Here is a 25,306-nt window from a genome sequence, read left to right as displayed (position 1 = left end):
AAGCCGTGCTTATACACACGTACGGGCAAAAAAAATCCGTGACGCGTAGCGTGCTAGAAAAAAATAGCCAGACTGTTTTACGATCAATTTGTCATTACACCTGATCGATTTGTAACCAAAGATTATTTTTTGTACAGTGCAGGCATTGAGAGTAGCCAACGAAGCTACTCGAGATTCAGAGGCTTTAACAGGCATCACGAATTACTAAACCAGAGGCGGTAACAGGGTATGAAAGAACTTTCCAGACGCAGGTTTTTGGCAGTTTCTGCAGCGACCGCGGCGACAGTTGCGGCCGGCCCGGCACTGGCCAAAGTGGGTAATGCACGCGCCCTCAAGATGCGCAATCTGCACACCGGTGAGCGGTTGAGCACCGCTTTCTGGGCCGATGGCGACTACGATAGCAGCGGCCTGAAGCAATTCAACCGCCTGCTGCGTGACCACCGCGCCAACGAAGTGACGCGCATGGATCCGAAGCTGTTCGACATCGTGTACAAGCTGAAAGAAAAGCTGAACTACAACGGTGAGGTCGAGATCATCTCCGGCTACCGTTCACCGAAGACCAACGCCAAGCTGCGTGCAGCGGGTCGCGGTGTGGCACGCCGCAGCTATCACACCCGCGGTATGGCACTGGATATCCGCATGCCGGGTGTCCCGCTGGCCAAACTGCGCCAGGCCGCGCTGGATCTGAAGGCCGGCGGTGTGGGCTACTACCCGAAGAGCAACTTCGTGCACGTAGATACCGGCCCGGTTCGCCGCTGGTAAGCGCCGATCGCGACCGACAACGAAAAAACCCAGGCTTTGCCTGGGTTTTTTTATGCCTGATTCAAAAGTCTGGTTATTCCTCTGGCGCCTGCAGACTCACCGGCGTCATTTCCTCATCCCGCGCCGGAACCTGGGTGTCGCCGGAGATCAATCCGATCAGCGCATCGACCTGCTGCCGGCTGCGCTGCAGTTCCGCCGGGGCGGCGAGTTCAATGGGATCTTCCATCTTGAGCAGTCGCTCTTCCAGCTCGCCGAAGGTCTTCGCCAGAGCGGCGGTCTGGTGACGGTCCAGTAACAGATCGGCGAGACCGCCGCCGCCCTCGGGCAACCAGCAGGCCTGCAGGTTGCGCAACATCGCCAGCAGCGCCTGCTTGGAGTCCGCCGCGTGGCCGCTTTCCACGTCGCTCTCGGAGCTTTCCGGCAGACGCGGCAGCACTTCGTTGCGCAGCATGTCCAGGTGCGCAGAGCGAATCCTCTGCACCCGCGCCACCGGTGCCTGCGCCAGGTAGCGCTGGGACAGGTCGTTGGCGGTGACCGGCCAGCGCGCGGACAATTGCGCCAGGTCCTCGTCGATGCCCTGGGCGATCAGGCGAGTGAGTTCGCGGCGGCGATTGGCCGCCAGGGCTTCCGGTTGTTCACCGCCACTGGCGGCAACAAACTGTTCGGCACTGCGTTCACTGGTGGGGCCCCAGAGCATGATCTCAAGTGCGTGAAAGCCGGTGCTGGCTTCTTCGTGGGCGGTGAGGCGGTGCTGCTTGCGCAGATTGGCCAACGTCAGCTCGATAGCAGTGTCGTTGACAATGCCACTGCTGGAATATCCCGGTACCGTATCCAGATAACCGGCCTGCGCCGGCCAGCTGTCGAGCGCAAGCAGCAGTTCGTTACCGCTCTGCTGCAGGTCGGCCGGTGAGAAGGCCACCTTGATAAACGGCATTGAGGCGGCCATTTCTCGGTGTGCGTCGAGCCAAGCCAGCTTGGCCGTTTCCAGGCTGTCTTCGGTCGGCGATTCCAGCAGCTGCGCGACCGCGCGCGCGAGCGCCTGAGCGGCTGCCGCGGCGTCAATCACCTGGGCCTGTCCGGCCTGCCAGTATTCGGAGGAAAAGGCTTCGGCCGCCGCTACATTGACGGCCGGTACGGTAGCCGCCGGCGCGCTCTGTTCCACTTCGGTTTCAACCTGTTTGCGCTCGCAACCGGCGCCCGCCAGCAGCAGCCCGCACACCGCCATTGCCAGCGGCAACTTTGCGCGCGGGAACGGAGTTATGCGGGAGAAATAAGGCTTGTTGACTGCGTTTTTCACGTGCTTTCGGAGTCCCTGAATTCTGAGTGTCTGGTTCGATCTATCTGGCTGATACGTTTGCGCCGTGTACGTCGAATATTCGCCCGCTCAAATGTCCATCGCGCTGGCAAAGGCTTCGGTGTCGCCGCGCAGGCTGATCACCTGCCAGCCACGGCTGAGCGCCTCATCGCGCAGGCGTATGTCCGGGTCCACCGCCACCGGGTGTTCCACTTGCGACAGCAGTGGCAGGTCGTTGATGGAGTCGCTGTAAAACCACTTTTCGCCGCGGGCGTATTGCGGGTGCTGGTCGAGCCACTGCTGCAGACGCACAACCTTGCCCTCCTGAAAACAGGGATGCCCCGCCACCTGCCCGGTAAAGTGGCCATCCACTTCCTCCGGCTCCGTGGCCAGCAGGGTGTCCACGCCCAAACGCGCGGCAATGGGCTCCACCACGAAGCGGTTGGTGGCGGTAATGATCATGATGTGGTGGCCGGCGTCGCGGTGACGCTGGATCAGGGTCTCGGCATGGGGCAGCCAGATCTCGCTGATCACTTCCTGCATGAATTCCCGCTGCAGGTTCTGCAACTGGCCACGGGACAACTGCGCCAACGGCTCCAGCGCAAATGACAGGTAGGCGAAGATATCCAGGACACCGCTCTGGTAGTCGCGGTAGAAACGGTCGTTCTCACTGCGGAAGCGCTCGCTATCCACGCAGTCGCGCGCCACCAGGAATTCGCCCCAGGCGTGATCGCTGTCGCCACCAATCAGGGTGTTATCCAGATCAAAAATCGCCAGCTGCACAAAAATCTCCTTGTTTGACTATAGGGCACCGGGGGCATTTTTGACGCCCGACAATTCCATTTCGGGGCTGTATCAAGCCGGGTACCCAAACCGGTTCTGAGCGCATGCGTTGAGAGGGCCCAAGGCGGGAGATTTTACCCCGGCGGCGGCGCACTTACACCGACCGGCGTCACTGAATTGCCGTAAATCGGTCCCTGTGGAACAATGCAGAACATTATGGTGTGCGGGGTGATCCAATGGCCCCGGCAATCCACACCGCGAAAAATTGAGGACGGCATTTTGGGCGACGGCAAGCAGACATCCGCCGGGCGAAAGAACCGCCGCAGACCCGCCAGACCCTCCGCGCAACAGGACAAATCCGGCGGCAAACCTGCCCGCAGGCCGGGCGTGGAGACCGCTGGTACCGTTTCGGACAACAGCAGCAATATCGACAGCGAGGGCTTCCGCCCCAACGTCGGCATCATTGTCCTGAACGAGCGTGGACAGGCCCTTTGGGCGCGCAGGGTAGGCGGCAAGGACGCGTGGCAATTCCCCCAGGGGGGGATCAATCCCGGTGAGACCGCAGAACAGGCGCTGTATCGGGAACTGTACGAGGAAATCGGGCTGACCCGCAGTCAGGTCACCCTGCTCGGCAGTACCCGCAGCTGGTTGCGCTACCGCCTGCCATCGCGGCTGGTGCGCAAGCGCTCCGAACCGCTGTGCATCGGCCAGAAGCAGAGATGGTTTCTGCTGCAGCTGGACACCGATGAAAGCAACATCAGCTTCAATAACGGTTACAAACCGGAATTTGATCACTGGCGATGGGTGAGTTACTGGCACCCACTGACCAAGGTCGTGACCTTCAAACGGGAGGTCTACCGGCGCGCGCTTACCGAGCTTGCGCCCACGCAAATACAATTGGAAAGACGCTGGCTGAATCGCGACCAATAAGCCCGTGTCCACCCGGACTGCACCGGGCAGCACGGGCCGGCAACGGCCCAGCGGGGCTCCGCCACAGCGCGGAGCCGGATGAAAAAGGCGAGGAAAGCCACTTTGCTTGGATCACTGCGCAGTATCGTTCAGGAAGTCAACACCGCACGGGACCTGCCGTCGGTACTGAACATCATTGTCCGCCGGGTACGGGAGGACATGCACACCAAGGTGTGTTCTGTGTACCTGCGCGACAAGCAGTCCGGCAATTACGTGTTGATGGCCACCGAGGGCCTGAACCCGGATGCGGTCGGCCAGGTGCACCTGGCACCCGGCGAGGGTCTGGTGGGTAACGTTGTCACCCGCGAGGAACCCATCAACCTCGAACAGGCCGAAGCCCACCCCGCGTACCAGTATTTCCCCGCCACCGGCGAAGAGCGTTTCTCCTCGTTTCTCGGCACCCCCATCATTCACCACCGCGCTGTACTCGGCGTACTCGTGGTGCAGCAGGCGGAGCGACGCCGTTTCGACGAGGGCGAAGAGGCCTATCTCGTCACCCTCGCCGCGCAGCTCGCCGGGGTCATCGCCCACGCCGAGGCCACCGGTGCCCTTGCCAACATCGGCCAGCAGCGCAACGAAACCAAATTTACCGGCCTCGCTGCCTCCCCCGGCATCGCTATCGGCCGCGCCCACATCATCGCCCCGCCCGCCAATCTGGCCGCAGTGCCCTATGCCTGCAGTATGGACACCGAAGCCGAACTGGCGCTGTTTCACCAGGCGCTGAGTGCGGCGCGCAGCGAAATCCGCGATGTGGGCGAGCGCCTCAAGAACGACCTGAACAAGGAAGAGCGCGCCCTCTTTGACGCCTATATCAGCATGCTCGACGACAGCTCCATCGCCGTCGAAGTGTGCGAACGCATCCGCCAGCAGCTCACCGCCAGCCGTGCCTGGGCAGAGGTGATGCTGGAACATGTGCGTCGCTTTGAGGCCATGTCCGACTCCTATTTCCGCGACCGCGCCGCCGATGTGCGCGATCTCGGCGCGCGGGTATTGATGCACCTGCGACAGCAGGAACAGAGCCGGCGCGATTACCCGGAAAACACCATCCTGATCGGCGAGGAGCTCACCGCCTCGGTGCTGGCCGAAGTGCCGCGGGAAAAACTCGCCGGTCTGGTCTCGGTCAAGGGTTCCGCCAACAGCCATGTCGCCATCATTGCCCGCGCCATGGGTGTGCCCGCGGTAATGGGCGCCCAGGAGCTGCCGTGGGAACAGGTGGATGGTGTGGACCTGGTGGTGGATGGCTACCGCGGCGAACTGCACATACACCCCGGCCCGGAACTCAAGCGTCGCTATGACGCCATTGTCGAGGAAGAGCGCGAACTGGCGCGCAACCTGGATCACCTCGCCAAGCTTCCCGCGGAAACGGCCGACGGCCACCGCGTGCGCATGTGGGTAAACACCGGTTTGATGGCGGACGTGGTGCGCTCGCTGGAGCGTGGCGCCGAAGGTGTCGGCCTGTACCGCACCGAGGTGCCGTTCCTGCTGCGGGACCGCTTTCCGTCGGAGGAGGAGCAGCGCGAGATCTATCGCGAACAACTGCAAGCCTTCGCCCCGCGTCCGGTCACCATGCGCACCCTGGATATCGGCGGCGACAAGGCACTGACCTATTTCCCGATCGAGGAAACCAATCCCTTCCTCGGCTGGCGCGGCATCCGCGTGACCCTCGACCACCCGGAAATCTTCCTGGGGCAGGTGCGCGCGATGATGAAAGCCAGTGTCGGCCTCGACAATTTGCGCATCATGCTGCCGATGATCAGCGGCGTGGGCGAGCTGGAAGCCGCGCGCAGACTGGTGGACCGCGCCTACAACGAATTGCTCGAGGAGGGCTACCAGATTGAGCGGCCACCTCTCGGCATCATGGTGGAAGTCCCCTCCGCGGTATACCAGGCGCGCGAACTGGCCAAGCGCGTGGACTTTATGTCGGTGGGGAGCAATGACCTGACCCAGTATCTGCTGGCGGTGGACCGCAACAACAGCCGCGTCGCCAGTATCTATCACAGTTACCACCCCGCGGTGCTGCAGGCTCTATTGCAGGTGGTGACCGCTGGTCACGAAACCAGTACCAAGGTGGGCATCTGCGGTGAACTCGCCGGCGACCCCGGCGGCGCGCTGCTGCTGGTGGCGATGGGCTACGACGTGCTCTCGATGAACGCTACCAACCTGCCCCGGGTAAAGGCGGCGCTCAGGGAAGTGAACAAATCGGATCTGGATCGCCTGCTGCAACAGGTACTGCTGATGGAGTCCCCGGAACAGATCGAGGAAAAACTGCGGGGCTATCTGGAGGATCTGGGGATCGGCGGGCTGGTGCAGCCCAAACAGACTGAGCCCAGTTCGAACAGTTAACGGAAACAAAAACGCCGGGCTCTGCCCGGCGTTTTTGAATCTGCACAAGAGGAAAATCAGTCCTCTTCGCTCTCCGCTTTGTAAGCGTCCGCGTCCAGCAGCTTGTCCAGCTCGCTTTCATCGCTCGGCTTGATACGGAAGAACCAGCCGTCGTCGTAAGGGCTGGAGTTTACGGTTTCCGGCGCGTCTTCCAGAGCCTCGTTCACCGCAACCACTTCACCGGAAATCGGTGAGTAGATGTCGCTGGCAGCTTTCACGGATTCAACCACACCAGCTTCTTCACCGGCGGACAGGGTCTGGCCCACTTCCGGGGTTTCCACGTATACCACGTCACCCAGTGCGTCCTGGGCGTGGTCGCTGATGCCCACGGTTACGGTGCCGTCTTCTTCCAGACGCGCCCACTCGTGGCTGGAGGCGTATTTCAGTTCGCTGCGAATCTCGCTCATGAGCTATTCCCTCAAAAAAATTGGCTCAAAAATAATCTGCTAAACAGTGTATTCAGTTTTTAATTCGGTGGGCGGCGGCGCCGCTCTCACCGGGCTCACACCAACGGTTTGCCGTTGCGCACAAAGCTCGGCTTCACCACCCGCACCGGAATCAGTTTGTTGCGGATTTCTACCTGCGCTGTGTCGCCAACACTCACCGGCACCCGGGCCATGGCAATGGAGTAACCCAGGGTGGGGGAGAATGTGCCGCTGGTGATGATACCGCGGCTTTCGGTGCCGTCTACCACAACCTGCTGTCCCGCACGCAGAACGCCGCGCTCTTCCAGTACCAGGCCCACCAGTTTGTTGGCAACGCCCGCGGCTTTTTCCTGCTCCAGCGCTTCACGACCGATGAATTTACGCTCTGCCGGCTCCCAGGCGATGGTCCACGCCATGTTGGCCTGCAGCGGCGAGGTATCGTCGTCCATCTCGTGGCCGTAGAGGTTCATACCCGCTTCCAGGCGCAGGGTGTCGCGCGCGCCGAGGCCGCAGGGAGCCACGCCGGCATCCGCCAGCGCCTGCCAGAAACCGGGGGCGTCTTCGTTGTTGAGCATGATTTCCAGGCCGTCTTCACCGGTGTAACCGGTGCGCGCCACAAACCAGTCGCCGCGGGCGACGCTGCTGAACACCTTGAGCCCTTCGATGGCGGAGGTCCACTCGATGTCGAGTACCTGCTTCACCTTGTCGATGGCCTGCGGGCCCTGGATGGCGACCATTGCCAGGTGCGGACGCTCGGTGAGGGTCACGTCGAAGGCCTTGGCCTGTTCGTTCATCCACGCCAGATCTTTCTCGCGGGTGGCACAGTTCACCACCACACGGTAGCTGGGATCGCGCAGGTACACGATCAGGTCGTCCACCACGCCACCCTTGTCATTCAGCATGCCGGTATACAGCGCCTTGCCCGGGTTGCCGTCGAGTTTAGCCACGTCGTTGGCCACCAGGGTGCGCAGGTAATCGCGCGCACCAGCACCATCCACATCCACGACGGTCATGTGGGAAACGTCGAACATGCCCGCGTCGTTGCGCACCTTGTGGTGCTCTTCCAGTTGTGAACCGTAGTGCAGCGGCATGTCCCAGCCACCGAAGTCCACCATTTTGCCGCCCATGGCAACGTGGGCATCGTAAAGCGCGGTTTTATTTCCCATTCTGTGCTGAATCCCGTGTCGTAAAACGAAGTGGAAGCGGGGCTGCAGCCCGCCGGCAAAGCCGCGTATTCTACCGGCGCCGCCGCGGCGGATACCAGATGCCAATACTCTGCAAAGACTAGCAGCCGCAGTGGAAAATATTACCCGGACGCCATTGTTAAGCAGCGTTTGTTCCCCTTCTGCCCAGTCACGCAGCACTGTTCGCCCCCTGGCCCTGTGCACCCACGGCAGTGCCGCTATATCAATATGTGAAAAAAGAACTTTTGGTGCTAAAGCGATTGCAGTAGTTTTAGCCGTCAATTGCCTCTAAGAACGAATACACACTGCTATGGACTGGTCTGGCTGGTTTTCCCTTATTCTCGTATTTGCCGTACTGGCCACCCTGATTTTTACCCGTATCCCCGCCTATCTGGTGATGATGGCAGCGCTCGCGCTACTGAGTGCTTCAGGTATTCTCACCCCGGATGAAGCGCTCGCCGGCTTTGGTAACAGTGGCCTCATTACTGTCGCCGCCATGTTTGTGGTGGCCTCCGGCATCCACGCCTCCGGCGGTATCGACATGATGGTCAAACATCTTCTGGGGCGGCCAAAGACTACCCGCGGCGCCATGTTGCGGGTATTTGCGCCGGTGGTGGCGCTCTCCGGTTACCTCAACAACACCCCGGTGGTGGCCACCATGATCCCGGCGCTGAACGCCTGGGCCAAGCGCATTGACGTGGCGCCCTCCAAGCTGATGATCCCACTTAGTTACGGTGCCATTCTCGGCGGCACCCTCACCCTGATCGGCACCAGCACCAACCTGGTGGTCAATGGCCAGTACCAGTCCCTTACCGGTAATGAGGGCTTCTCGCTGTTTTCCATCGCCGCCGTGGGGCTGCCGGCCGCCCTGATCGGCGTGATATTCATGCTGATTTTTTTCCCCCGCTGGCTGCCGGACCGCCGCGAGAAAAAGCCCTTCGGCAACCTGCGGGAATTCACCCTGGAAGTGGCGGTGGACCGCAACGGCCCACTGGTCGGTCAGACCGTAGAAAGTGCTGGCCTGCGTGGACTGCGACGGGTCTACCTGGTGGAAATTGAGCGCGACGACCGCGCCATTGCGCCGGTGCGCCCCGACGAGCGCCTGCGCGGTGGCGACCGCCTGGTGTTTGCCGGCGATACCGAAGCCATTTCAGACCTGCTGCGTTTGCGGGGCATCGTGCCCTCGGATCACGCCGACGGCGAGGCCTCCCTAAAAGCCCCCGCAGAAGAGCGCCGCCTGGTGGAAGTCGTGGTATCCCCGCACTGCGATGTCATCGGCAGCAGTATTCGCGACTCCGAGTTCCGCAAGCGCTACGGCGCCGCGGTGCTGGCGGTGGCGCGCGAGGGCCGGCGGGTACCGGGCAATCTCGGCAGCATCAAGCTCAAAGCGGGTGACTCCCTGCTGCTGGAAGCGCGTCCGGGTTTCGTACTGCGCCAGCGCTACAGCAGGGACTTCCTGCTGATCAACGACCTGGAAGCGGAGAGTCCGCGCCACGAGAAAGGCCTCACCGCCTGGCTGATCCTCATCGCCATTGTGCTCGCCGCTGGTGCCGGCGTGATCAGCATGCTGAACGCCTCGCTGCTCGGCGCCGGCGCCATGCTGATTTTCCGCTGCTGCTCGGTAAATCAGGCCCAGAAGAGCGTCGACCTGCCGGTACTCATCACCATCTCTGCGTCCTTTGCCCTGGGTGTGGCCCTGCAGAAAACTGGTGTCGCCGCGGCGATAGCAGAAAACGTCATCTCCCTGTCCTACGGCCATCCCTGGCTGATGCTGGTGCTGGTGTACCTGTGTGTATCCATGCTCACGGAGATGATCACCAACAACGCCGCTGCCATCATCATGGTACCCATCGCACTGCAGATGACCGGCAGCGCCGGACTGAACCCGGAACCGTTCATGTTCGCGATCATGATGGGCGCCTCCGCGAGCTTCGCCACCCCCCTGGGTTATCAGACCAACCTGATGGTATATGGCCCCGGCGGTTACCAGTTTTCGGATTATCTCAAGGTGGGTTTGCCGATGAACCTGCTGGTGGGCGTGGTGACCATCACCGTCCTGCTCACCGGCTGGGATCTTACAGCGGTGAAATAAGCGCGCACCGGGTATTTTTGCTGGCGCGGTTGAGCCTTCAGCGGTATAAAGCGGCCTCGTCTGTATAAATAGCGACCTCCCCAACCCGCCGCTCCGGCCCTTCGCGGAATACCCGATTGAACGCTGTACCCCTGCCCATCCCCGCTGATGAAATCTGGCGCCGCGGCCCCGATGATGAAGATCCATTGGACCGCATTGCCAGCGCACTGCGCGAAACTGGCTATATCGTACTGCCAGCGCCGCTGCCGCCGGCCTTGCTGGGATCGCTGCTGCGGCACTTCCGCTCCATCGACCGCGCCCGCTTCCAAAGCGCCGGCGTCGGCCGTGATCAGGAACACCAGCTGAACCAGTTTGTGCGTACCGATGAAATTTTCTGGCTGGATAAATCCAACCCGGCCGTGGTGGCCTATCTAAACTGGGCAGAAACTTTGCGCCTGGGGCTTAACCGCAGGCTGTTCCTCGGCCTGTTCGACTACGAGTGCCACTACGCGCGCTACGACCGCGGCAGCTATTACAAAAAGCACATGGATGCCTTCAAGGGCAGTACCAACCGCATCGTCAGTACCGTGCTGTACCTGACACCGAACTGGCAACCGCAGGATGGCGGCGAGCTGCAGATCTATGCGCCGGACAGCGATACGGTAATTGAAAAGGTGGCGCCGCGCTTCGGGCAGATGGTGATCTTCCTGTCGGAGGAATTCCCCCACGAGGTGCTGACCAGCAACCGGCCGCGCTATAGCGTTACCGGTTGGTTCCGGGTGAACAACAGTCTCGGCGAGACCATCGATCCGGCCCGCTGAGGGCCGGTTCGATAAAGTAAAAATAAGCTTCTTTTAGTGGACTGCCGCCACCGCGCGCAGCAGTTCGGCGAAATTCTCCGGTCTGTCGATCGGATACTCCATGTGTAGGCGTGCCGTCACATCTTCCGCGCTGATCACTCCGCGTACGTGATGATTGTCCACATCCACCACCAGGCAGTGGCGCTGGCCGCCGCGGCGCATGGTTTCCAGCACATCCCGGATCGACGCACTGCGCAACTGCTGGTAGCTCAACTGCTGCAGGCGGTTGCGGCGGCGCATCAGGTCACCCACCGTCAGGTCACCGCGGTTCTGCCCCGCCGCTACACACTGCATCACTCGCTGGTAGGAAACATCTTCCGCGGTGAGCAGGCCGGTGAAATCCCCGCGATGATCCATCACCAGTACCCATGACAGGTGTCCGGTGCGCAGCACCTGCGCGGCATCCAGCGCCGACATGGAAGCGGTCAGCACCGCCGGATGGTGTTTCTTGAAATCCGTGACGAATTTGAGCGCCGGGGAATTCAGTGTGAGCTCGTGAAACTCTTCCGGGAAAACCAGTTGGTCCGCATCTTCCAGCGGAATCAGATCCAGTTTTTTCATAACAACAATTCTCTTCGGTTTGTCCGGGCGCAAACTGCAGCTGTCGGGATAAAGCGGGAAATCCCGTATGTTTGAGCCCGATTATTCTGTTGGTGCCAGCGGCGAAGCGGAGAGCCATCAGCTCAATAGATGGCCGCCGACACCATTCGATAACACAGATCAACAAAGGAAAATTATTGCCGGGTAGGAGGCCCGCGGATGGAGTGTGCGGCGCGCGCCGCGGAAGACGGGATAGCGACAGGTTTTGAATCCGGTGCGGCGACCGCAGCCAGGATGATCCTGGGTTGCGGTGGCGCAACGGCGGCGGGATCGTCGGTCTCTTCCTGCTGTTGTTGGCTGCTATTCAGCAGCAGCACACGCACGACTTTGTCAGAGGAATCCAGCTGCAACAGTTGCGACTCTGCGCGGCCTTCGGCGCAGAGCAGCATGGATTGCAGCAGTATTAACAGGATTCCGAAACGCACGTTACAGGCTCACCAGGTAATTCGTTGTTTTCGTTAGGTTGTTATCCGTCCACTGGCGGTCTTTTTCAAGTGGCTTGCGATGAACCGTTGCAAAATATCGTTCTCTGGAAACACATTTGGCAGGAAAATCCGCTGCGGTTCTCGGTCACTGAGACCGTCAAATCACGTCGGCGTTCTATTTTTTTTCTTTTTTATCCGCAGATTTATGTGCAGCAGGTGCGTCGCTATCGCGTGCAGGGAAATCCTGTTCCCCAAGCAAATTTTCGCTCTCCTGCAACTGGCGGCGAATTTCCTCGCGCAGTTTTTCCTGGGGATCCGGGCCTTCCTGTTCGCGCCGGGCGGCTTCATCCACCCGCAGACCGTGGCGTTGCGCGCGCAGGCGCCACAGGCGTTTGGCCAGTTCCTGGCGGTCGGGGGTCTTGTCCGCCTCGTCCACAATTTCTTCCCCCAACAGGGTCTCGAGAATATCCTCGAGCGTCACCAGCCCCTCGAGACCGCCGTATTCGTCCACCACCGCACTGATTTGTACCCGCCGCGCCAGCATCTTGTGAAATGCCTGATAAATGGCGGCGGTTTCCGGCAGCATCAACAGATCCCGGCGCAGCACCCGCAGCTGGCTGTCGCGCTCGCCGCGGCAATACGCCTGTAGCAGGTCCTGTTTCAACACAAACCCCACCACCAGATCCGTGTCATCGTGCTCGTAGATGGGAATACGGGAAAATCGACTGTTCTCCACCGCCTCGTAAGCATCCTCAAGGGTCATATCCTGGGACAGGGAAAACACCACGGTGCGCGGTGTCATCACCTCGCGCACCGTGTGATCCCGCAGGGTAAAAAACAGGTTGTGCAGAATACTGGACTCGTGGCGCTCCAGCTGCCCCTCCGCCTCACCGAGCTCCGCCATTACCGCAAACTCCTCGCGACTGAACCCGGTCAATACCGGACCGCGGGAAAGCCCGCGGGTGAGCCACTCCGACAGCCACACAAATGGCTTTAGCAGTATCACCAGATAGCGCAACACGTAAGCGCTGACAGGTGCCAGCTGACGCCAGTACAGTGCCCCCAGTGTCTTGGGAATAATTTCGGAAAACACCAGGATCAACAGCGTCAGAATCGCAGATGCGATACCGAGATAGTGGCTGCCGAATACCGCCGCCGCCTGTGCGCCAGCGCCGGCGGCACCGACGGTGTGGGCAACCGTGTTGAGGGTGAGAATCGCCGCGAGCGGCGCGTTGATATCATCTTTCAACTGCCGCAACAGCCGCCCGGATTTGTGCCCGTCACGTTCCAGCAGCGAAATATAGGGCCGGGTCACACTGAGAATCACCGACTCGGCGATGGAACAGAGAAAGGAAAACCCCAGTGCGACCAGTACGTAGATGATCAGTAGCAGCATGGCAAAATCAGAAGGTCTTGCGTATCCGTCCAGTCTCCGCGGTGCCGGTATCACACCCGGTAAAGTAGCGCCGCCCACCGCCGGCAACACAGAACAGCAGGCCGAGCAGCAGACCCGCGGCAAAGCCGCCGATATGCGCGGCGTTGGCGATGCCCACAGAAAATATTTTTTCTATAACCCCAATTGCACATAACACCAGCCAAATGATCATCAACCAGATCACCGACCTTGGAACGTCATTCCAGCTCGGCTGCCACCTCTGGATCACAAAGACTGCCCCAACCAATCCATAAACAACACCGGACATGCCTCCAAACTTTATTTCTGGAGACCAAATGAATTGTAAGAAATTGGCACATGGTGCGACCAAAAGAACTAATAGCGCAAACAATAAAGATCCCGCTCTAGCCTCCATTGATCGTCCAACGATCCAGACGCCAAGACTGTTAAACAGCGCATGGGGCAGGGAAAAATGCACGATGGCCGGTGTCCATAATCGCCAGTACTCTCCCGCTTCTATGTGTTTCACCAAACTCGAATCACTGACACTGAAGTCCCCTGAAATTTGCGGGGAGATTATCAATCCGGAGTCCAATCCCCACCGCTGAAGAAGCCAGCCAAGAAAACACAGGGCAATCAGAAGCAGGCAAACCGGTGTCTGCCGCAGCGGCCACTGCGGAATCACAGCGAGAGATATTTCCTGACTCGACTCGCCCGCAGTGGAGGTCTCCGGCGTTTTTTCGTCAACGCCCGCACCCGCGGTTGCCTCTGCCTGCGCAGAAATAGAATCTTCCTGTTGCGGCTGCGCCGGGGTTTCGTCGTATACGTGAACCGTCAGCTGCGCCAGATCCACCTCGCCCGCCTGCCAGCGTTCGAGCAGTTGCTGCATCGGTTGCACCAGCTGCGGCGCCAGGCTCGCCACCCGCTGGCGATTGTTTTCCTCACTAATACGCAGCGGCAATTGGTGGCGCTGGATAAACGCCGCCAGCGCAGACAGGTCTTGTTGCAGCGGGAATTCACACACGGTAATCCAGTTACTCAATTCCGGGCCCTTTCAGAAATACGGCAACACATAAATATCGGACGGGGACTGTAACAAAATAAAGCGCGGGATTGAGGCACAGCATGCATATGAAAAACGCGGCGAACACGCCGCGTTTTATCCGTTGTCGACCGGCCGCTACACCGACATGGCGCGCATGATGATGCGCTTTTTCAGCAGCGGGCTCGCGTCCACCATGCTGAGGCCGGTGTTGCGCAGCCAGCGCCAGTGCAGGTCACCGGCACCAAACAGCGATTTGAAGGTACTCATGGCCTTGAGGGTGGCCGCGTTTTCGCCGCGCCGGCGGCGCTGGTAGCGCGACAACACCGACGCGTGCGCCGGTGAGATTTCCCGCTTGAGCGCGCGACCGACCTCTTCGGTAAGCACCAGAACATCCATAAATCCCAGGTTGACTCCCTGCCCGGCAAGCGGGTGAATGCTGTGCGCGGCATCGCCGATCAGCGCCGCGCCGGGACCGAAGTACGATTCCGCGTGGCGCGCGCGCAGGGCAAAGGAAAAGCGCTCGCTCACAGATTCGATGGTGCCGAGCCGGCTCTCAAACGCCTTCTCGAGGTTCAGGGCAAACGCCTTGTCGTCGAGCATCACCAGCTCGCGCGCAAGACTGTCATCGGCTGACCACACCACCGCACAGTGGCGGTCGTCGCCGAGGCCGGAAAGCGGCAGGAACGCCAGCGGACCGGTATTCAGGAAGCGTTGCCAGGCAGTGGACTGGTGCGACTGTTCGCACTTGGCCACACACACCAGCGCGGTCTGCTGGTACTCCACATCCCGTGTGCGGATGCGCAGCATATCGCGCACCCGCGAGCGCGCGCCGTCGGCGCCGATCAGCAGGCGGGTGGTGAATACCGGCGACTGGTTATCCAGCCCCTCCACTACATCCCGCTCCGGACTGCGGGATTGCAGATGCCACAGTCCGCAGTCGCGCCACCAGCTCTCCAGCTTGAAGCCGGTGACCAACTCCACATTGCTGAGCTCGTCGATGCGCGCGCGCAGGGCGGCAAGAATCACGTTGTTTTCCACAATGTGGCCGAGGTTTGGCAGCTTGACGTCGCCGCAGTCGAAATACACCGAGCCGGTGCCCTCCGCATCCCACACCCGCATCTGGGTATAGGGGCACTCACGCTGGCCGGCGATATGCTGCCAGACCCCAACCTCTTCCAGCAGCGCTCGCGACGCCTCGGTGAGCGCAACGACCCTCGCATCGTAACCGTCGGGGCTGACCCGCGGCTCCACCGGAGAGGCCTCCAACAGCGAAATTCGCAGCTGCGGATGGCGCACCGCCAGCAGTGCCGCCTGCGCCATACCCACCATGCCGCCACCGACGATGGTCACGTCCATTCGCTGTCTGTTCATAGGCAGAAGTTCTCCGGGCTGGATGTTGTAGGAGTTCGGTCTCGAGGGTCGCATACTCCCCGGTCCCTTTTATGGTCGACCTGCACCGTTATAGTGTGCTTATAGCGCAAGCCCAGCCGCCTGGCGGGCAAATGCGGCGCGCAGTGTCGGGGCGAGAGCGAGGGCGAGTAATCCCGCCTGTCGCAGACCGCCCACCAGCAGGCTCTGGGAGGCAAACAGCGGCGGTATCCGGTCGCTGAAGCCGATGGTGAGCTGCTGGTCATGTTGACGTTCGCGCCAATAAGCCTGAAGTAAGTCTAGCTCGCCGGGGCCGGTTTGCCTTTCGTGCGTACCGTCTTTCTCCCCGTTGCGGGCTATTGCCAGCGCCAGCGCCTCACAATCCCGCAGGGTCAGGTTGAACCCCTGCCCCGCCACCGGGTGCAGGAAATGGGCACAATTGCCCACCAGCGCGAGGCCGCGGCGCACCTGCTCGCGCGCCAGCGACAGCTTGAGCGGGTAGCCCTGCACCCGCCCGGCCCGCAGTATCCGCCCCGCGCGCCAGCCGAAGGCGCGCTGCAGGTGCTGGATAAATTCCGCTTCCGGCAGCGACTCCAGGCGCGCACGGTCCTCGCGTTCGCAGGTCCACACCAGCGCCGCCCGATGTATTCCGTCGCGGCGTGGCAACGGTAGCAACGCCATCGGGCCGGTATCGGTGAAGCGCTCAAAGGCCACACCGGCGTGGTCTTTCTGCAGGCCGACAGTGGTGACCAGTGCCTCCTGGTGATAGTCCACTTCCTCACTGGCGATACCCAGCTGCCGGCACAGCGGCGAGCCGACACCGTCTGCCACCACCAGTAATTTTGTATGTAACGGCTCACTGCGATTCGCCAGCGCGAGCGCAGCCCCCGCAGCAGTCATAGTGACCCCGGTGACTTCCGCCGGCGCCAAGATTTCCGTGCGGGTACCTGCCAGTGCGCGATAGAGCAGCGGCCCTAGGGCGGCGTTCTCGACCACTGCGCCGAGCATGCCATCGAAACTCGCCGCCGCTTCCCGCGCCGCATCCAGGCTGGCGCCGAGACTGTGGCCGCGGTCGGTTACCTGTACCCGCCGGATGGGCGCGGCAAATTCGCGCAGCTGCGGCCACAGCCCCAGCTCGTCGAATATCCTCAGGCTGCCGGCGGCGATCGCGGTGGCGCGGGTGTCGAAGCTCGGCAGGTTCAGCGCTGCACCGCTGTCCGGCAGCGGGTGACGTTCCAGCAGGGTCACCCGCTGCTCCGGGCAGTGGTGGGCCAGGAGAAGCGCAAGGCAGGCGCCGGCCATACCGCCACCGACAATGGCGATATCCGTGTTTGTCACATCGTTTGGGGTCGTATTCAATTCCGCACCGGTCACAACAGCGCCTCCTGGATCAAATCGCCTTCGCGCATCAGGTATTCAATATCCGCCACGGTTTTCGGCGCCGCCGCGGAGAGTACCTGCGCGCCGTCTTTAAGCAGCGCCACATCGTCTTCGATGCGAACGCCGATGCCGCAGAATTTCTCTGGCACTGCAGTTTCTTCTGCGCCGATGTAAATCCCAGGCTCCACCGTCATGACCATACCGGCCTCCAACTGGCGCCACTGGCCGTGCACCTTGTAGTCGCCCACGTCGTGTACATCCATCCCAAGCCAGTGGCCGACGCGGTGCATATAAAAACGGCGGTAAGCACCGGTCTCGATCAGGCCGTCGACGTCGCCACTGAGCAGGCCCAGATCTTTCAGTCCGCGCACGATGACTTCGATGCTGGCGAGATGGGGCTGGTCCCAGTCGTTGCCGGCAGCAATGCTGTCGATGGCCGCCAGTTGGCTGGCGAGGACAATTTCGTACACCGCCTTTTGCGGTCCGCTGAAGCGCCCGTTGACGGGGAAAGTGCGGGTGATGTCGGACGCGTAGCCGCGGTATTCGCAACCAGCGTCGATCAGCACCAGGTCCCCGTTCTTGAGTGGCGCACTGTTGGCGATGTAGTGCATCACCAGCGCATTGCGACCACCGCCGACAATACACGGGTAAGCGGGCTCGCGGGCGCCGGCAGTGGCGAAGCTGTGCAGCAGCTCTGCCTCCAGCTGGTATTCATGCATCCCCGGGCGGCAGCGCTGCATGGCGCGGCGGTGGCCCTCGGCGCTGATCTCGGCGGCGCGGGCCATCAGGCGGAGTTCCGCGGCGCTCTTGAACAGGCGCAGGTCGTGCAGCAGGGGATCGAGGCTGACCATTTCAGCAGCGCCGTCTTTCCCCGGCACGCTGTGTTTGCCCGCTGCGCCCTCGATGGCCTTCAGGTAGCCCTGCAGGCGCCGGTCCAGTTGCGGGAAGCGCCCCATGGTGTAGTAAATGAAATCACGCCCCTCCAGCAAACCCGGCAGGATATCGTCGAGGTCGCCGATGGGAAACGCATCGCACAGACCGTATTGCTCCGCGGCGCACTCGGGACCGAGGCGCGGGCCGTCCCACATTTCCTTTTCCGCATCGCGTTCGCGGCAGAACAGCAGCGCCTCGCCGACGCTGCGCCCGGGTGCCAGTACCAGCAGCGATTCCGGCTCACAGAATCCGGTGAGATACAGGAAGTCGCTGTCCTGGCGAAACGGAAAATAGGTGTCGCGCGAGCGCAATTGCTCGCGGGCGGCGGGCACTATGGCGACACTGTTCGGTGGCAGCCCCTCCATCAAGCGCTGTCGGCGGCGGGCGTATTCGGCCTTGCTGATACTCATTGTCAGTTGCGGTTCAGTGCAGGGTGGGGCTGGAGGTGTCGTCGCCGTCATCAGCCAGCGAAGGGTTGCACTCGACAAAAATATTCAGTGCCGCCATACGCACATACTCCTGTACCTCGAACAACTCGCGCTCCTGCTCCGCGCCGTTCTCCATCGACCCCGCATCCAGCTGGGCGATTTCCGCCAGATCCCTCAGGGCCTCGCTGCTGGTGGGCAGCAACTCGCCGGAGTATTTACCGATACCAAAACCGTGCAGGAAGCCCTCGCACCACAGGCACAGGGTCTGCCCGCGCTCGGCCAGTTCATCACTGCCACTCAGCAGTGGCTGAAAGGAAAAATCCTTGTCGGAAAGATCGTGTTCACTCTGCTCCGCCAGCGCCAGTGCATTGCGCGCGAGGTCGGCGGGAATCGCCTCCAGGTCGAGAAACTCCGCCAGTTCTTTCTGCCAGCGGGACTTGTCGGGACGCGCTCCGGCAGCCAGCAGGCCGCAGATAAAACCGTGCAGCTCGCTCGGGCCGATCCTGCCCCCCGCCGCCACTATCTGGTTGGCGAGATCGTCGAACGATAATTGCGATGCGGACATAAAAAACTCCTGGCAACTGCAGCGGGCAGATTCGAAAACTGTTACACCATTTTTTCTGCCGGAAATTTGAACGGTAACCGGGAAATGGTGCCGGCACTACCGGACAATACGGGGGTGAAAAAACGAATGTGCGAATATTTCACCAATCTGGCGAAATAGTAACTGGCGCACAGTTTTTTTGGCACTACGGGAGAATTGACCCCCAAATACGCCGGCAATATAGTAGCGGAATCCCCCAGCTTGCGCAGGTCACAGGAGCAGGCGGCGCATTGAATACGCAGGAATTATGGACAAACTACAGGCGTTGGAACACAAGCTGGACTCCCTGATACAGCAATGCCAGCAGTTGGCCGCGGACAACCGCGCACTGCGCGAGCAGGAAAGCGAGTGGCAGCGCGAACGTCAGCGGTTGATCAAAAACAACGAAGTGGCCCGCAGCCGGGTTGAGACCATGATCAGCCGGCTTAAAGGCCTGAGCCAAGAAACCTCATGAGCAGCAAATCGTACAACTCTTCCACCGTAGCCGTAACGATCCTCGACAAAGAGTATCGTGTTGCCTGCTCGGAAGAAGAACAGGCCGGGCTGCAGGCTTCCGCGAAGCTCCTCAATGAGCGCATGGCAAAAATCCGCAACAGCGGCTCGGTGATCGGCGCCGAGCGCATTGCGGTGATGGCCGCGCTGAACATCGCCCACGAGTTGATCCAGGCCAAGGCCGAGCTGGCACGCCAGCCGGTGGAAGAGCAGCTGCTCGATCGCCTGCACGAAAAGGTCCAGGCGGCGCTGGCAAAAATCGACAAGGCGTAACTTCGCGCCGCGTTTTTCCAGAATTTCTTTCTTCGCGATCGGCGATTTCTTTGCGCTGGCCGCCGATACTTGACTATCGCAAAAAAGCACAATTTGGCGCGAAAGTGCGTTTAGCCAAGTCCGCCACGAAGGGGTATACTTCTTCCTCGCCCTGAAGTGTTGGCCAGTTGACTATGTCCTCGAGCCGATAATTCTACCCTGGAGGTTTCCAGCGGGTGTTGGTGTGCAAGTCCGCCCTGTAGCGGAAAGCCTAATGCATTCCGGGAGCCCCCACCTTGAGCCTTACGGTTCAAGGCTACGTCTTCAGCCGCATTTCGGGGCTCCTAATTTTCTTTTCTGGTATTCGCCCTCCCGGCACTGGCTCTGCCACACTGCCAGTTCCCTTGCCCGTAAACATCTATGCCTGATAGCGACGCCGCGCCCTCCAAGCAACAGTTGCGCCAGCAGATCCGCGCCGCACGCCGCGGACTCGGTCGCTATCACCAGCGTCTGGCCAGTCGGCGCCTGTGCGCGCGCCTAGCACTTAGCCCGGAACTGAAGCGGGCACAGCACATCGGCATCTACTGGCCGATGGACGGTGAGATAGACCCCCGCCCGCTGTTGCAGCGCTTCCCCAGCAAACGCTTTTACCTGCCGGTACTGCCGCGCGCTGCCCGCAGCACCATGACCTTCCTGCACTGGCCCGGCGCCCGCCTGCGCTACCGCAACCGCTACGGCATTCCGGAACCGGTCGCGGGCCGCAGCGATCAGCGCACCCCGGCCCAGCTGGATCTGGTACTGCTGCCGCTGGTGGCTTTCGACCCGAAAGGGGCGCGCCTCGGCATGGGCGGCGGCTACTACGACCGCAGTTTCGCCTTCAAACGGATAAACCCGGGCAAGGGCCCGGTGCTTGTGGGCATCGCGCACCAGTTGCAGTGCGTGGCGGAACTGCCGGTGGAGAGCTGGGATATTCCGCTGGTGCTGGTGGCCACCGACGAGCGCCTGTACCGCTGTCGCTAAACGACCACAGTTCCCCGATCAGCCCTTCCAAGGGCACAAGTTTCCTGCAGGCACAAAAAAGCCGAACCACAGTAACTGGGGTTCGGCTTTTTCGGTGGCGTTCTGCCGGGGGTAATCAGCGAGTGACTACACCCTGCTGCAGGGCAGACGGGGCCTCTTCCTGATCGGAAGAAAACACCTCAGTCAAACCACTGCTGCTCAGCAGTACGCCCGCAACAAAGACAACTACCGCGAGTGTCAATGCATCGGGTTTCATGGGGACCATCCTGTAAGGTATCGAATTCTTGTAGTTTCTGAACTTCTAAATCGAGTTCTTTGTGCCTGGCGATCTGCGCCGCCAGTGCGGTGTTAGACCAGAGACCGGGCTAAAGTTCCGCCGCTTGCGGTAATACATACCCGCGACAACCCACGACTTATTACCCGACTCTCGCCTGACCCATAAGGGCTAAACAGCGGTCAAAAGATACTCGATTGATGGCCAAATAGTAACCCGTCAAGAACTTTTTTTTGTGAGAAACCTCACATTTCAAGAAATGCAAGTTCGACAGATCCGTAGATGTGAACTACTCACCGCAAAGTCTGACGACGGCGCCCGAATTCACTCACTCCGAACGCCAAATCCCGGTTATTCGCTTCGCGAAAGGAAGAAGCGGTAAGCCGGGTTCTCCGTTTCTTCCCAGAATGGATACTGCAGCTGGTCGAGCAGAGCCCTCAGCGCCGGGCGCTCGGCCTCGGCTACCTCCAGCCCCACCAGCACTCGCCCGTAGGCCGCACCGTGGTTGCGGTAGTGGAACAGGGTGATGTTCCAGCGCCCCGCCAGCTGCTCGAGGAACTTGCGCAGTGCTCCCGGGCGCTCGGGGAACTCGAAACGGTACACCACCTCGTCACTGATGCCCTGCGCGCGCCCCCCCACGAGATGGCGGATATGCAGTTTGGCCATTTCGTTGTCGGTGAGATCCGTGACCTCGTACCCCTTGCCCTGCAACTGCGATACCAACTGTGCGCGATCCACATCGGTCGCCACCTGCATGCCGACGAAAATATGCGCCTCACTGCCGTTGGCATAGCGCCCGGCGCCGCCGGCAAACCGATAGTTGAACTCGGTGATGGAGCGGTCGCCCAGGTCACGGCAGAACTGCAGGTAACTGCCGGGCTTTTCCGGAATGGTCACCGCCAGCACCGCCTCGCGCTTCTCGCCAATTTCGGTGCGTTCGCTGATGTAGCGCAGGCGGTCGAAATTGGTGTTGGCGCCGCTGCACACGGTAGCGAGGGTCAGGTTCTGCTCCCCCTGCTGCTCCGCGTATTTCTTCAGGCCGGCAAGGCCCACGGCACCGGCCGGCTCGGCGATGGAGCGGGTGTCTTCAAAGATATCCTTGATCGCCGCACAGATCTCATCGGTGGTCACGGTGAGGACGCCATCGATGGTCTCGCGCAGCACACGGTAGGTTTCCTCTCCGATCTGCGCCACTGCCACACCGTCGGCAAACAGGCCCACCTGCGGCAGGCGGCTATCGCGGTTGCCTTCGTCCATGGCGAGCTTAAGGCAGGCGGCATCTTCCGGTTCCACCGCGAACACCTTGATCTCCGGGCGCACGTATTTGATGTAGGCCGCCATGCCCGCGGCGAGACCGCCTCCACCCACGGGAATAAACACCGCATCGAGATTGCCCGGCAGCTGGCGCAGCAGCTCCATGGCCACGGTGCCCTGGCCGGCGATCACATCCGGGTCGTCGTAGGGGTGGATAAACACCAGCCCGCGCTCTTCCACCAGCTCACGGGCGCGCGCCGCGGCCTCATCGAAGGTATCGCCGTGCAACACCACTTCCGCGCCGCGCATGCGCACCGCATTCACCTTGATCGCCGGCGTGGTGGAGGGCATCACGATGGTGGCACGCACCCCGAGATGCTGGGCACCCAGAGCCAGGCCCTGGGCATGGTTGCCGGCGGAGGCACAGATCACCCCCTTGGCACGCTGCTCGGGCGGCAGTTTCAGCAATTTGTTGTAGGCACCGCGAATCTTGAAGGAAAACACCGGTTGCAGGTCTTCGCGCTTCAGCAGAATGCGGTTGCCGAGGCGGTGGGACAACTGGCGCATGGGGTCCAGCGGGGTTTCGATGGCGACATCATAAATACGCGCGTCTAAAATGCGCTTGATATAGGACTTGGGCATGACAAAAACCGGCAGCCGGTGGATGTTTACAAGCCCGCCAGTCTAATCCCTAAGCAGCATCAAAGCCACTTTAAAGCCATTTTTGCGCAAATTAATATTCGGAAACGGGTGTTTTTATCGCAAATATTGCACAAGGACCCAGTAAGCCCATGAATCAGGATCAGCTCAAGCAGGACGTCGCGCGCGCCGCGGTGGAATACATCACCCCGATGCTGGAGGCAGACACCATCGTCGGCGTCGGCACCGGCTCCACCGCCAACTATTTCATCGATTTCCTGGCGGAGAAGAAGGGCCTGTTCGACGGCACCGTGGCCAGCTCCGAGGCTTCCGCCGAGCGTCTCAAGTCCCACGGCATCCCGGTCTACGACCTCAATGCGGTAGACGGCATCCGCGTCTATGTGGACGGTGCCGATGAAACCAACCCGCTGCTGCAACTGATCAAGGGCGGCGGCGCGGCGCTTACCCGCGAGAAAATCGTCGCCGCCTGCTCCGAGGAGTTTGTGTGTATTGCCGACGAGAGCAAATGGGTGGAAGTACTGGGCAACTTCCCACTGCCGGTGGAAGTCATCCCCATGGCGCGCTCGTATGTGGCCCGCGAAATCGTCAAGCTGGGCGGTGACCCGGTGTACCGCGAGGGTGTGACCACCGACAACGGCAATGTCATCCTCGATGTGCACAATATGCAAATCGCCAAACCGCTGGCGCTGGAAGACGCGATCAACAACATCACCGGCGTGGTCACCAACGGCCTGTTTGCCGCGCGCCCGGCGGATGTCCTGTTGCTCGGCACGGCCGAGGGTGTGAAGACCATCAAGTCAAAAGTCTAATAACCTGCATGTGAGCTGATGATCGAAAAGAATAAGAAACTGACTCTGGCGCTGCTCGCCCTGCCAACCCTGTTGGCGGCGGGCTGCGCCACCACGCCGCCCAGCAATCCCGACGACCTGTGCGCAATTTTCCGCGAGAAGGACGACTGGTATCACGACGCCGCCAAATCCGCGCGCCGCTGGAACACGCCGATCGCCACCATGATGGCCACGCTGCATCAGGAATCCCGCTTTGTGCACGACGCCAAGCCGCCGCGCACCAAGATTCTGTGGTTTATTCCCGGTCCGCGCCCGTCCGACGCCTACGGTTACGCCCAGGCCCTCGGGCCGACCTGGAAAAGCTACCAGCGCGACTCCAGCAACTACGGCGCCGACCGCGACGACTTTGCCGATGCCATCGACTTTGTGGGCTGGTACCACAACACCAGCCAGCGCCAGTGCAGCATCAAGCCCAACGACACCTACCACCTGTACCTCGCCTATCACGAGGGCCAGGGCGGCTATAACCGCCGCACCTACCGCAACAAGAAATGGCTACAGGATGTGGCCCACAAGGTATCCGCACGGGCACAAAACTATCAGCGACAGCTAAACAGTTGTGAAGCGTCACTTAAAAAGCGGAAAAAATTCCTTGGCCTGTTCTGAGCCAACCGCAGCATCAACAAGCCGGGCTGACGCAGGGACGCGCAGACTGGCGGCGAAAAACGCAAGCGCGCCGGAATACCAACTACCCTTTGCAGGACAGCGCTTTGCCAAATCACCCAATTGTTCTCAAGACAGCTGTTCCCGAAACAGCTGTCTCCGATTAGCGGCCAAGGCTCTGTGGCCCTCAACCGACGCTGGGCGTGTAGCTTGCACAAAAGCGTATTTTCCCAATCAGAGGTGCTCATGAAGCCAACCGCCATCTACTCCGCCGCACTCGCCCTGGCGCTCGCCGTGTCCAGCGCGTTTGCGGACACCGCCGTGACCGACGCACAGCTGCAGAAATTCGCCGACGCCTACCGCTCCATCGTGACCCTGAGTCAGGAATACGCACCCAAGATCAAGACCGCCGCCGATGCTGCTGCCGCCGAGGCAATCAATGTGGAGGCGCAGGCCAAAATGCTTGCTGCGGTTGAAGGCGCGGGCCTGAGCAAAGACGAGTACCAGAACATTGCGACCCAGCTGCGCAACGATCCGGCGCTGCTGCAGAAGGTGAACGACATACTGCAGAGAACTGCTGCCGCCCCCTGATCTCGCGCTCCACTATGGCGCCGGTAGACGCTCCGGCGCCAGTTCCAGCACCCGGGCAATCGCATCGAGATTGGCCCGCACCCAGTCGCCGTCGATAGATCCCCAGTCTTTCAATTCGTAATAACCATCGTTATTGCGCACTCCCTGCTGCACAAACTCAACCAGAGTACCGTGGCCCGGCAGCCCCTTGGCGATGACATCCTGGATGGTGCGGCGGGGCCAGCCCGTCACCTCCTCCAGCGCCGGGTTATTCGGGCGCGGCAGCTGTTCGATCAGGTAGGCGATCAGCAGGCGGCGACAGATGGTGGGATTGAGCTCGCTGTAGGCAGGTGCAGCCATGGCAGTTCCATTGTTCCGGTGTTGAAAATGTGGTGTCGATAGTGCGGCAATACCGTCCGCTTTC

26 protein-coding genes and 1 other RNA gene are annotated in these 25,306 nt (G+C 61.0%); 12 read left to right on the top strand and 15 right to left on the bottom strand.

Features of this window, described 5'->3' with window-relative positions; translation table 11 throughout:
* Positions 1-228: 228 nt before the first annotated feature.
* Positions 229-762 (top strand): DUF882 domain-containing protein, encoded by a 534-nt coding sequence (locus tag R5R33_RS11945; RefSeq protein WP_318952930.1) that lies wholly within the window; start codon positions 229-231, stop codon positions 760-762.
* A 73-nt stretch (positions 763-835) separates the two neighbouring features.
* Here the strand turns inward: R5R33_RS11945 and R5R33_RS11940 are convergent, their stop codons facing one another.
* Together R5R33_RS11940 and R5R33_RS11935 are read right to left on the bottom strand one after the other, a co-directional pair.
* Positions 836-2,059, bottom strand: a complete 1,224-nt coding sequence (locus tag R5R33_RS11940) for an imelysin family protein (RefSeq protein ID WP_318952929.1) — start codon at positions 2,057-2,059, stop codon at positions 836-838.
* An 87-nt stretch (positions 2,060-2,146) separates the two neighbouring features.
* Positions 2,147-2,839: a histidinol-phosphatase gene (locus R5R33_RS11935; RefSeq protein ID WP_318952928.1), complete on the bottom strand. Its 693-nt coding sequence runs from the start codon at positions 2,837-2,839 to the stop codon at positions 2,147-2,149.
* Positions 2,840-3,067: 228 nt separating this feature from the next.
* On the opposite strand from R5R33_RS11935, the gene rppH reads away from it, so the two are divergent.
* Both rppH and ptsP read left to right on the top strand, forming a co-directional pair.
* Positions 3,068-3,769, top strand: a complete 702-nt coding sequence (gene rppH, locus R5R33_RS11930) for an RNA pyrophosphohydrolase (RefSeq protein WP_318952927.1) — start codon at positions 3,068-3,070, stop codon at positions 3,767-3,769.
* A gap of 102 nt (positions 3,770-3,871) precedes the next feature.
* Entirely contained in the window at positions 3,872-6,151 is a 2,280-nt protein-coding gene (ptsP, locus tag R5R33_RS11925; RefSeq protein ID WP_318952926.1) for a phosphoenolpyruvate--protein phosphotransferase, read from the top strand.
* 56 nt (positions 6,152-6,207) lie between these two features.
* Here ptsP and gcvH read toward each other — a convergent pair whose 3' ends face one another.
* Entirely contained in the window at positions 6,208-6,597 is a 390-nt protein-coding gene (gene gcvH, locus R5R33_RS11920; protein ID WP_318952925.1) for a glycine cleavage system protein GcvH, read from the bottom strand.
* Between the two features lie 95 nt (positions 6,598-6,692).
* Entirely contained in the window at positions 6,693-7,781 is a 1,089-nt protein-coding gene (gene gcvT / locus R5R33_RS11915) for a glycine cleavage system aminomethyltransferase GcvT (protein ID WP_318952924.1), read from the bottom strand.
* Positions 7,782-8,109: 328 nt separating this feature from the next.
* Here gcvT and R5R33_RS11910 point away from each other — a divergent pair, with 328 nt between their 5' ends.
* Together R5R33_RS11910 and R5R33_RS11905 are read left to right on the top strand one after the other, a co-directional pair.
* Positions 8,110-9,891: an SLC13 family permease gene (locus R5R33_RS11910; RefSeq protein WP_318952923.1), complete on the top strand. Its 1,782-nt coding sequence runs from the start codon at positions 8,110-8,112 to the stop codon at positions 9,889-9,891.
* Positions 9,892-10,007: 116 nt separating this feature from the next.
* Positions 10,008-10,691, top strand: a complete 684-nt coding sequence (locus tag R5R33_RS11905) for a 2OG-Fe(II) oxygenase (RefSeq protein WP_318952922.1) — start codon at positions 10,008-10,010, stop codon at positions 10,689-10,691.
* A gap of 33 nt (positions 10,692-10,724) precedes the next feature.
* Here R5R33_RS11905 and R5R33_RS11900 read toward each other — a convergent pair whose 3' ends face one another.
* The 8 genes from R5R33_RS11900 to R5R33_RS11865 all read right to left on the bottom strand — a co-directional run bounded on the left by R5R33_RS11900 (position 10,725) and on the right by R5R33_RS11865 (position 18,870).
* Entirely contained in the window at positions 10,725-11,291 is a 567-nt protein-coding gene (locus tag R5R33_RS11900) for a CBS domain-containing protein (protein ID WP_318952921.1), read from the bottom strand.
* A 173-nt stretch (positions 11,292-11,464) separates the two neighbouring features.
* Positions 11,465-11,755 carry a hypothetical protein gene (locus tag R5R33_RS11895; protein ID WP_318952920.1) on the bottom strand — a complete coding sequence of 97 codons (291 nt, stop codon included), beginning with the start codon at positions 11,753-11,755 and terminating at the stop codon, positions 11,465-11,467.
* A gap of 175 nt (positions 11,756-11,930) precedes the next feature.
* Positions 11,931-13,151: a hemolysin family protein gene (locus R5R33_RS11890; protein WP_318952919.1), complete on the bottom strand. Its 1,221-nt coding sequence runs from the start codon at positions 13,149-13,151 to the stop codon at positions 11,931-11,933.
* Positions 13,152-13,158: 7 nt separating this feature from the next.
* The gene (locus R5R33_RS11885; protein WP_318952918.1) at positions 13,159-14,193 is read right to left on the bottom strand and encodes a rhomboid family intramembrane serine protease; all 1,035 of its coding nucleotides are present in this window, start codon (positions 14,191-14,193) and stop codon (positions 13,159-13,161) included.
* A 138-nt stretch (positions 14,194-14,331) separates the two neighbouring features.
* A complete protein-coding gene (locus tag R5R33_RS11880; protein ID WP_318952917.1) occupies positions 14,332-15,567 on the bottom strand; it encodes a UbiH/UbiF/VisC/COQ6 family ubiquinone biosynthesis hydroxylase in 1,236 nt (411 codons plus the stop codon).
* Positions 15,568-15,666: 99 nt separating this feature from the next.
* Complete coding sequence (locus tag R5R33_RS11875; RefSeq protein WP_318952916.1) at positions 15,667-16,923, bottom strand: FAD-dependent oxidoreductase; 1,257 nt, start codon at positions 16,921-16,923, stop codon at positions 15,667-15,669.
* 11 nt (positions 16,924-16,934) lie between these two features.
* Entirely contained in the window at positions 16,935-18,287 is a 1,353-nt protein-coding gene (pepP, locus tag R5R33_RS11870; protein ID WP_318952915.1) for a Xaa-Pro aminopeptidase, read from the bottom strand.
* 13 nt (positions 18,288-18,300) lie between these two features.
* Entirely contained in the window at positions 18,301-18,870 is a 570-nt protein-coding gene (locus R5R33_RS11865; protein ID WP_318952914.1) for a UPF0149 family protein, read from the bottom strand.
* A 286-nt stretch (positions 18,871-19,156) separates the two neighbouring features.
* On the opposite strand from R5R33_RS11865, the gene R5R33_RS11860 reads away from it, so the two are divergent.
* The 4 genes from R5R33_RS11860 (at position 19,157) to R5R33_RS11845 (ending at position 20,673) form a co-directional block, all read left to right on the top strand.
* Entirely contained in the window at positions 19,157-19,363 is a 207-nt protein-coding gene (locus R5R33_RS11860; protein ID WP_318952913.1) for a TIGR02449 family protein, read from the top strand.
* The gene (locus R5R33_RS11855) at positions 19,360-19,674 is read left to right on the top strand and encodes a cell division protein ZapA (protein WP_318952912.1); all 315 of its coding nucleotides are present in this window, start codon (positions 19,360-19,362) and stop codon (positions 19,672-19,674) included. The genes R5R33_RS11860 and R5R33_RS11855 overlap by 4 nt, the downstream gene beginning before the upstream one ends.
* A gap of 145 nt (positions 19,675-19,819) precedes the next feature.
* Positions 19,820-19,999, top strand: a non-coding RNA gene (gene ssrS / locus R5R33_RS11850) — 6S RNA.
* A 74-nt stretch (positions 20,000-20,073) separates the two neighbouring features.
* On the top strand, positions 20,074-20,673 hold the full coding sequence (locus R5R33_RS11845) for a 5-formyltetrahydrofolate cyclo-ligase (RefSeq protein WP_318952911.1): 600 nt from the start codon (positions 20,074-20,076) through the stop codon (positions 20,671-20,673).
* Positions 20,674-20,788: 115 nt separating this feature from the next.
* On the opposite strand, the gene R5R33_RS11840 is transcribed toward R5R33_RS11845, so the two are convergent.
* Together R5R33_RS11840 and ilvA are read right to left on the bottom strand one after the other, a co-directional pair.
* Positions 20,789-20,929: a hypothetical protein gene (locus R5R33_RS11840; protein ID WP_166214653.1), complete on the bottom strand. Its 141-nt coding sequence runs from the start codon at positions 20,927-20,929 to the stop codon at positions 20,789-20,791.
* Between the two features lie 369 nt (positions 20,930-21,298).
* Entirely contained in the window at positions 21,299-22,843 is a 1,545-nt protein-coding gene (gene ilvA, locus R5R33_RS11835) for a threonine ammonia-lyase, biosynthetic (RefSeq protein WP_318952910.1), read from the bottom strand.
* A gap of 149 nt (positions 22,844-22,992) precedes the next feature.
* Here ilvA and rpiA point away from each other — a divergent pair, with 149 nt between their 5' ends.
* From rpiA to R5R33_RS11820, 3 genes are all read left to right on the top strand, one after another.
* Positions 22,993-23,670 (top strand): ribose-5-phosphate isomerase RpiA, encoded by a 678-nt coding sequence (rpiA, locus tag R5R33_RS11830; protein WP_318952909.1) that lies wholly within the window; start codon positions 22,993-22,995, stop codon positions 23,668-23,670.
* A gap of 18 nt (positions 23,671-23,688) precedes the next feature.
* On the top strand, positions 23,689-24,315 hold the full coding sequence (locus R5R33_RS11825; protein WP_318952908.1) for a transglycosylase SLT domain-containing protein: 627 nt from the start codon (positions 23,689-23,691) through the stop codon (positions 24,313-24,315).
* Positions 24,316-24,558: 243 nt separating this feature from the next.
* On the top strand, positions 24,559-24,903 hold the full coding sequence (locus R5R33_RS11820; RefSeq protein ID WP_318952907.1) for a DUF4168 domain-containing protein: 345 nt from the start codon (positions 24,559-24,561) through the stop codon (positions 24,901-24,903).
* A gap of 12 nt (positions 24,904-24,915) precedes the next feature.
* On the opposite strand, the gene R5R33_RS11815 is transcribed toward R5R33_RS11820, so the two are convergent.
* On the bottom strand, positions 24,916-25,242 hold the full coding sequence (locus R5R33_RS11815; RefSeq protein WP_318952906.1) for a helix-turn-helix domain-containing protein: 327 nt from the start codon (positions 25,240-25,242) through the stop codon (positions 24,916-24,918).
* Positions 25,243-25,306: the final 64 nt, after the last annotated feature.

It is taken from the genome of Microbulbifer pacificus (assembly GCF_033723955.1).
GTDB classification, from domain to species: domain Bacteria; phylum Pseudomonadota; class Gammaproteobacteria; order Pseudomonadales; family Cellvibrionaceae; genus Microbulbifer; species Microbulbifer pacificus.
This window is presented reverse-complemented; position numbering and strand designations above follow the sequence as displayed.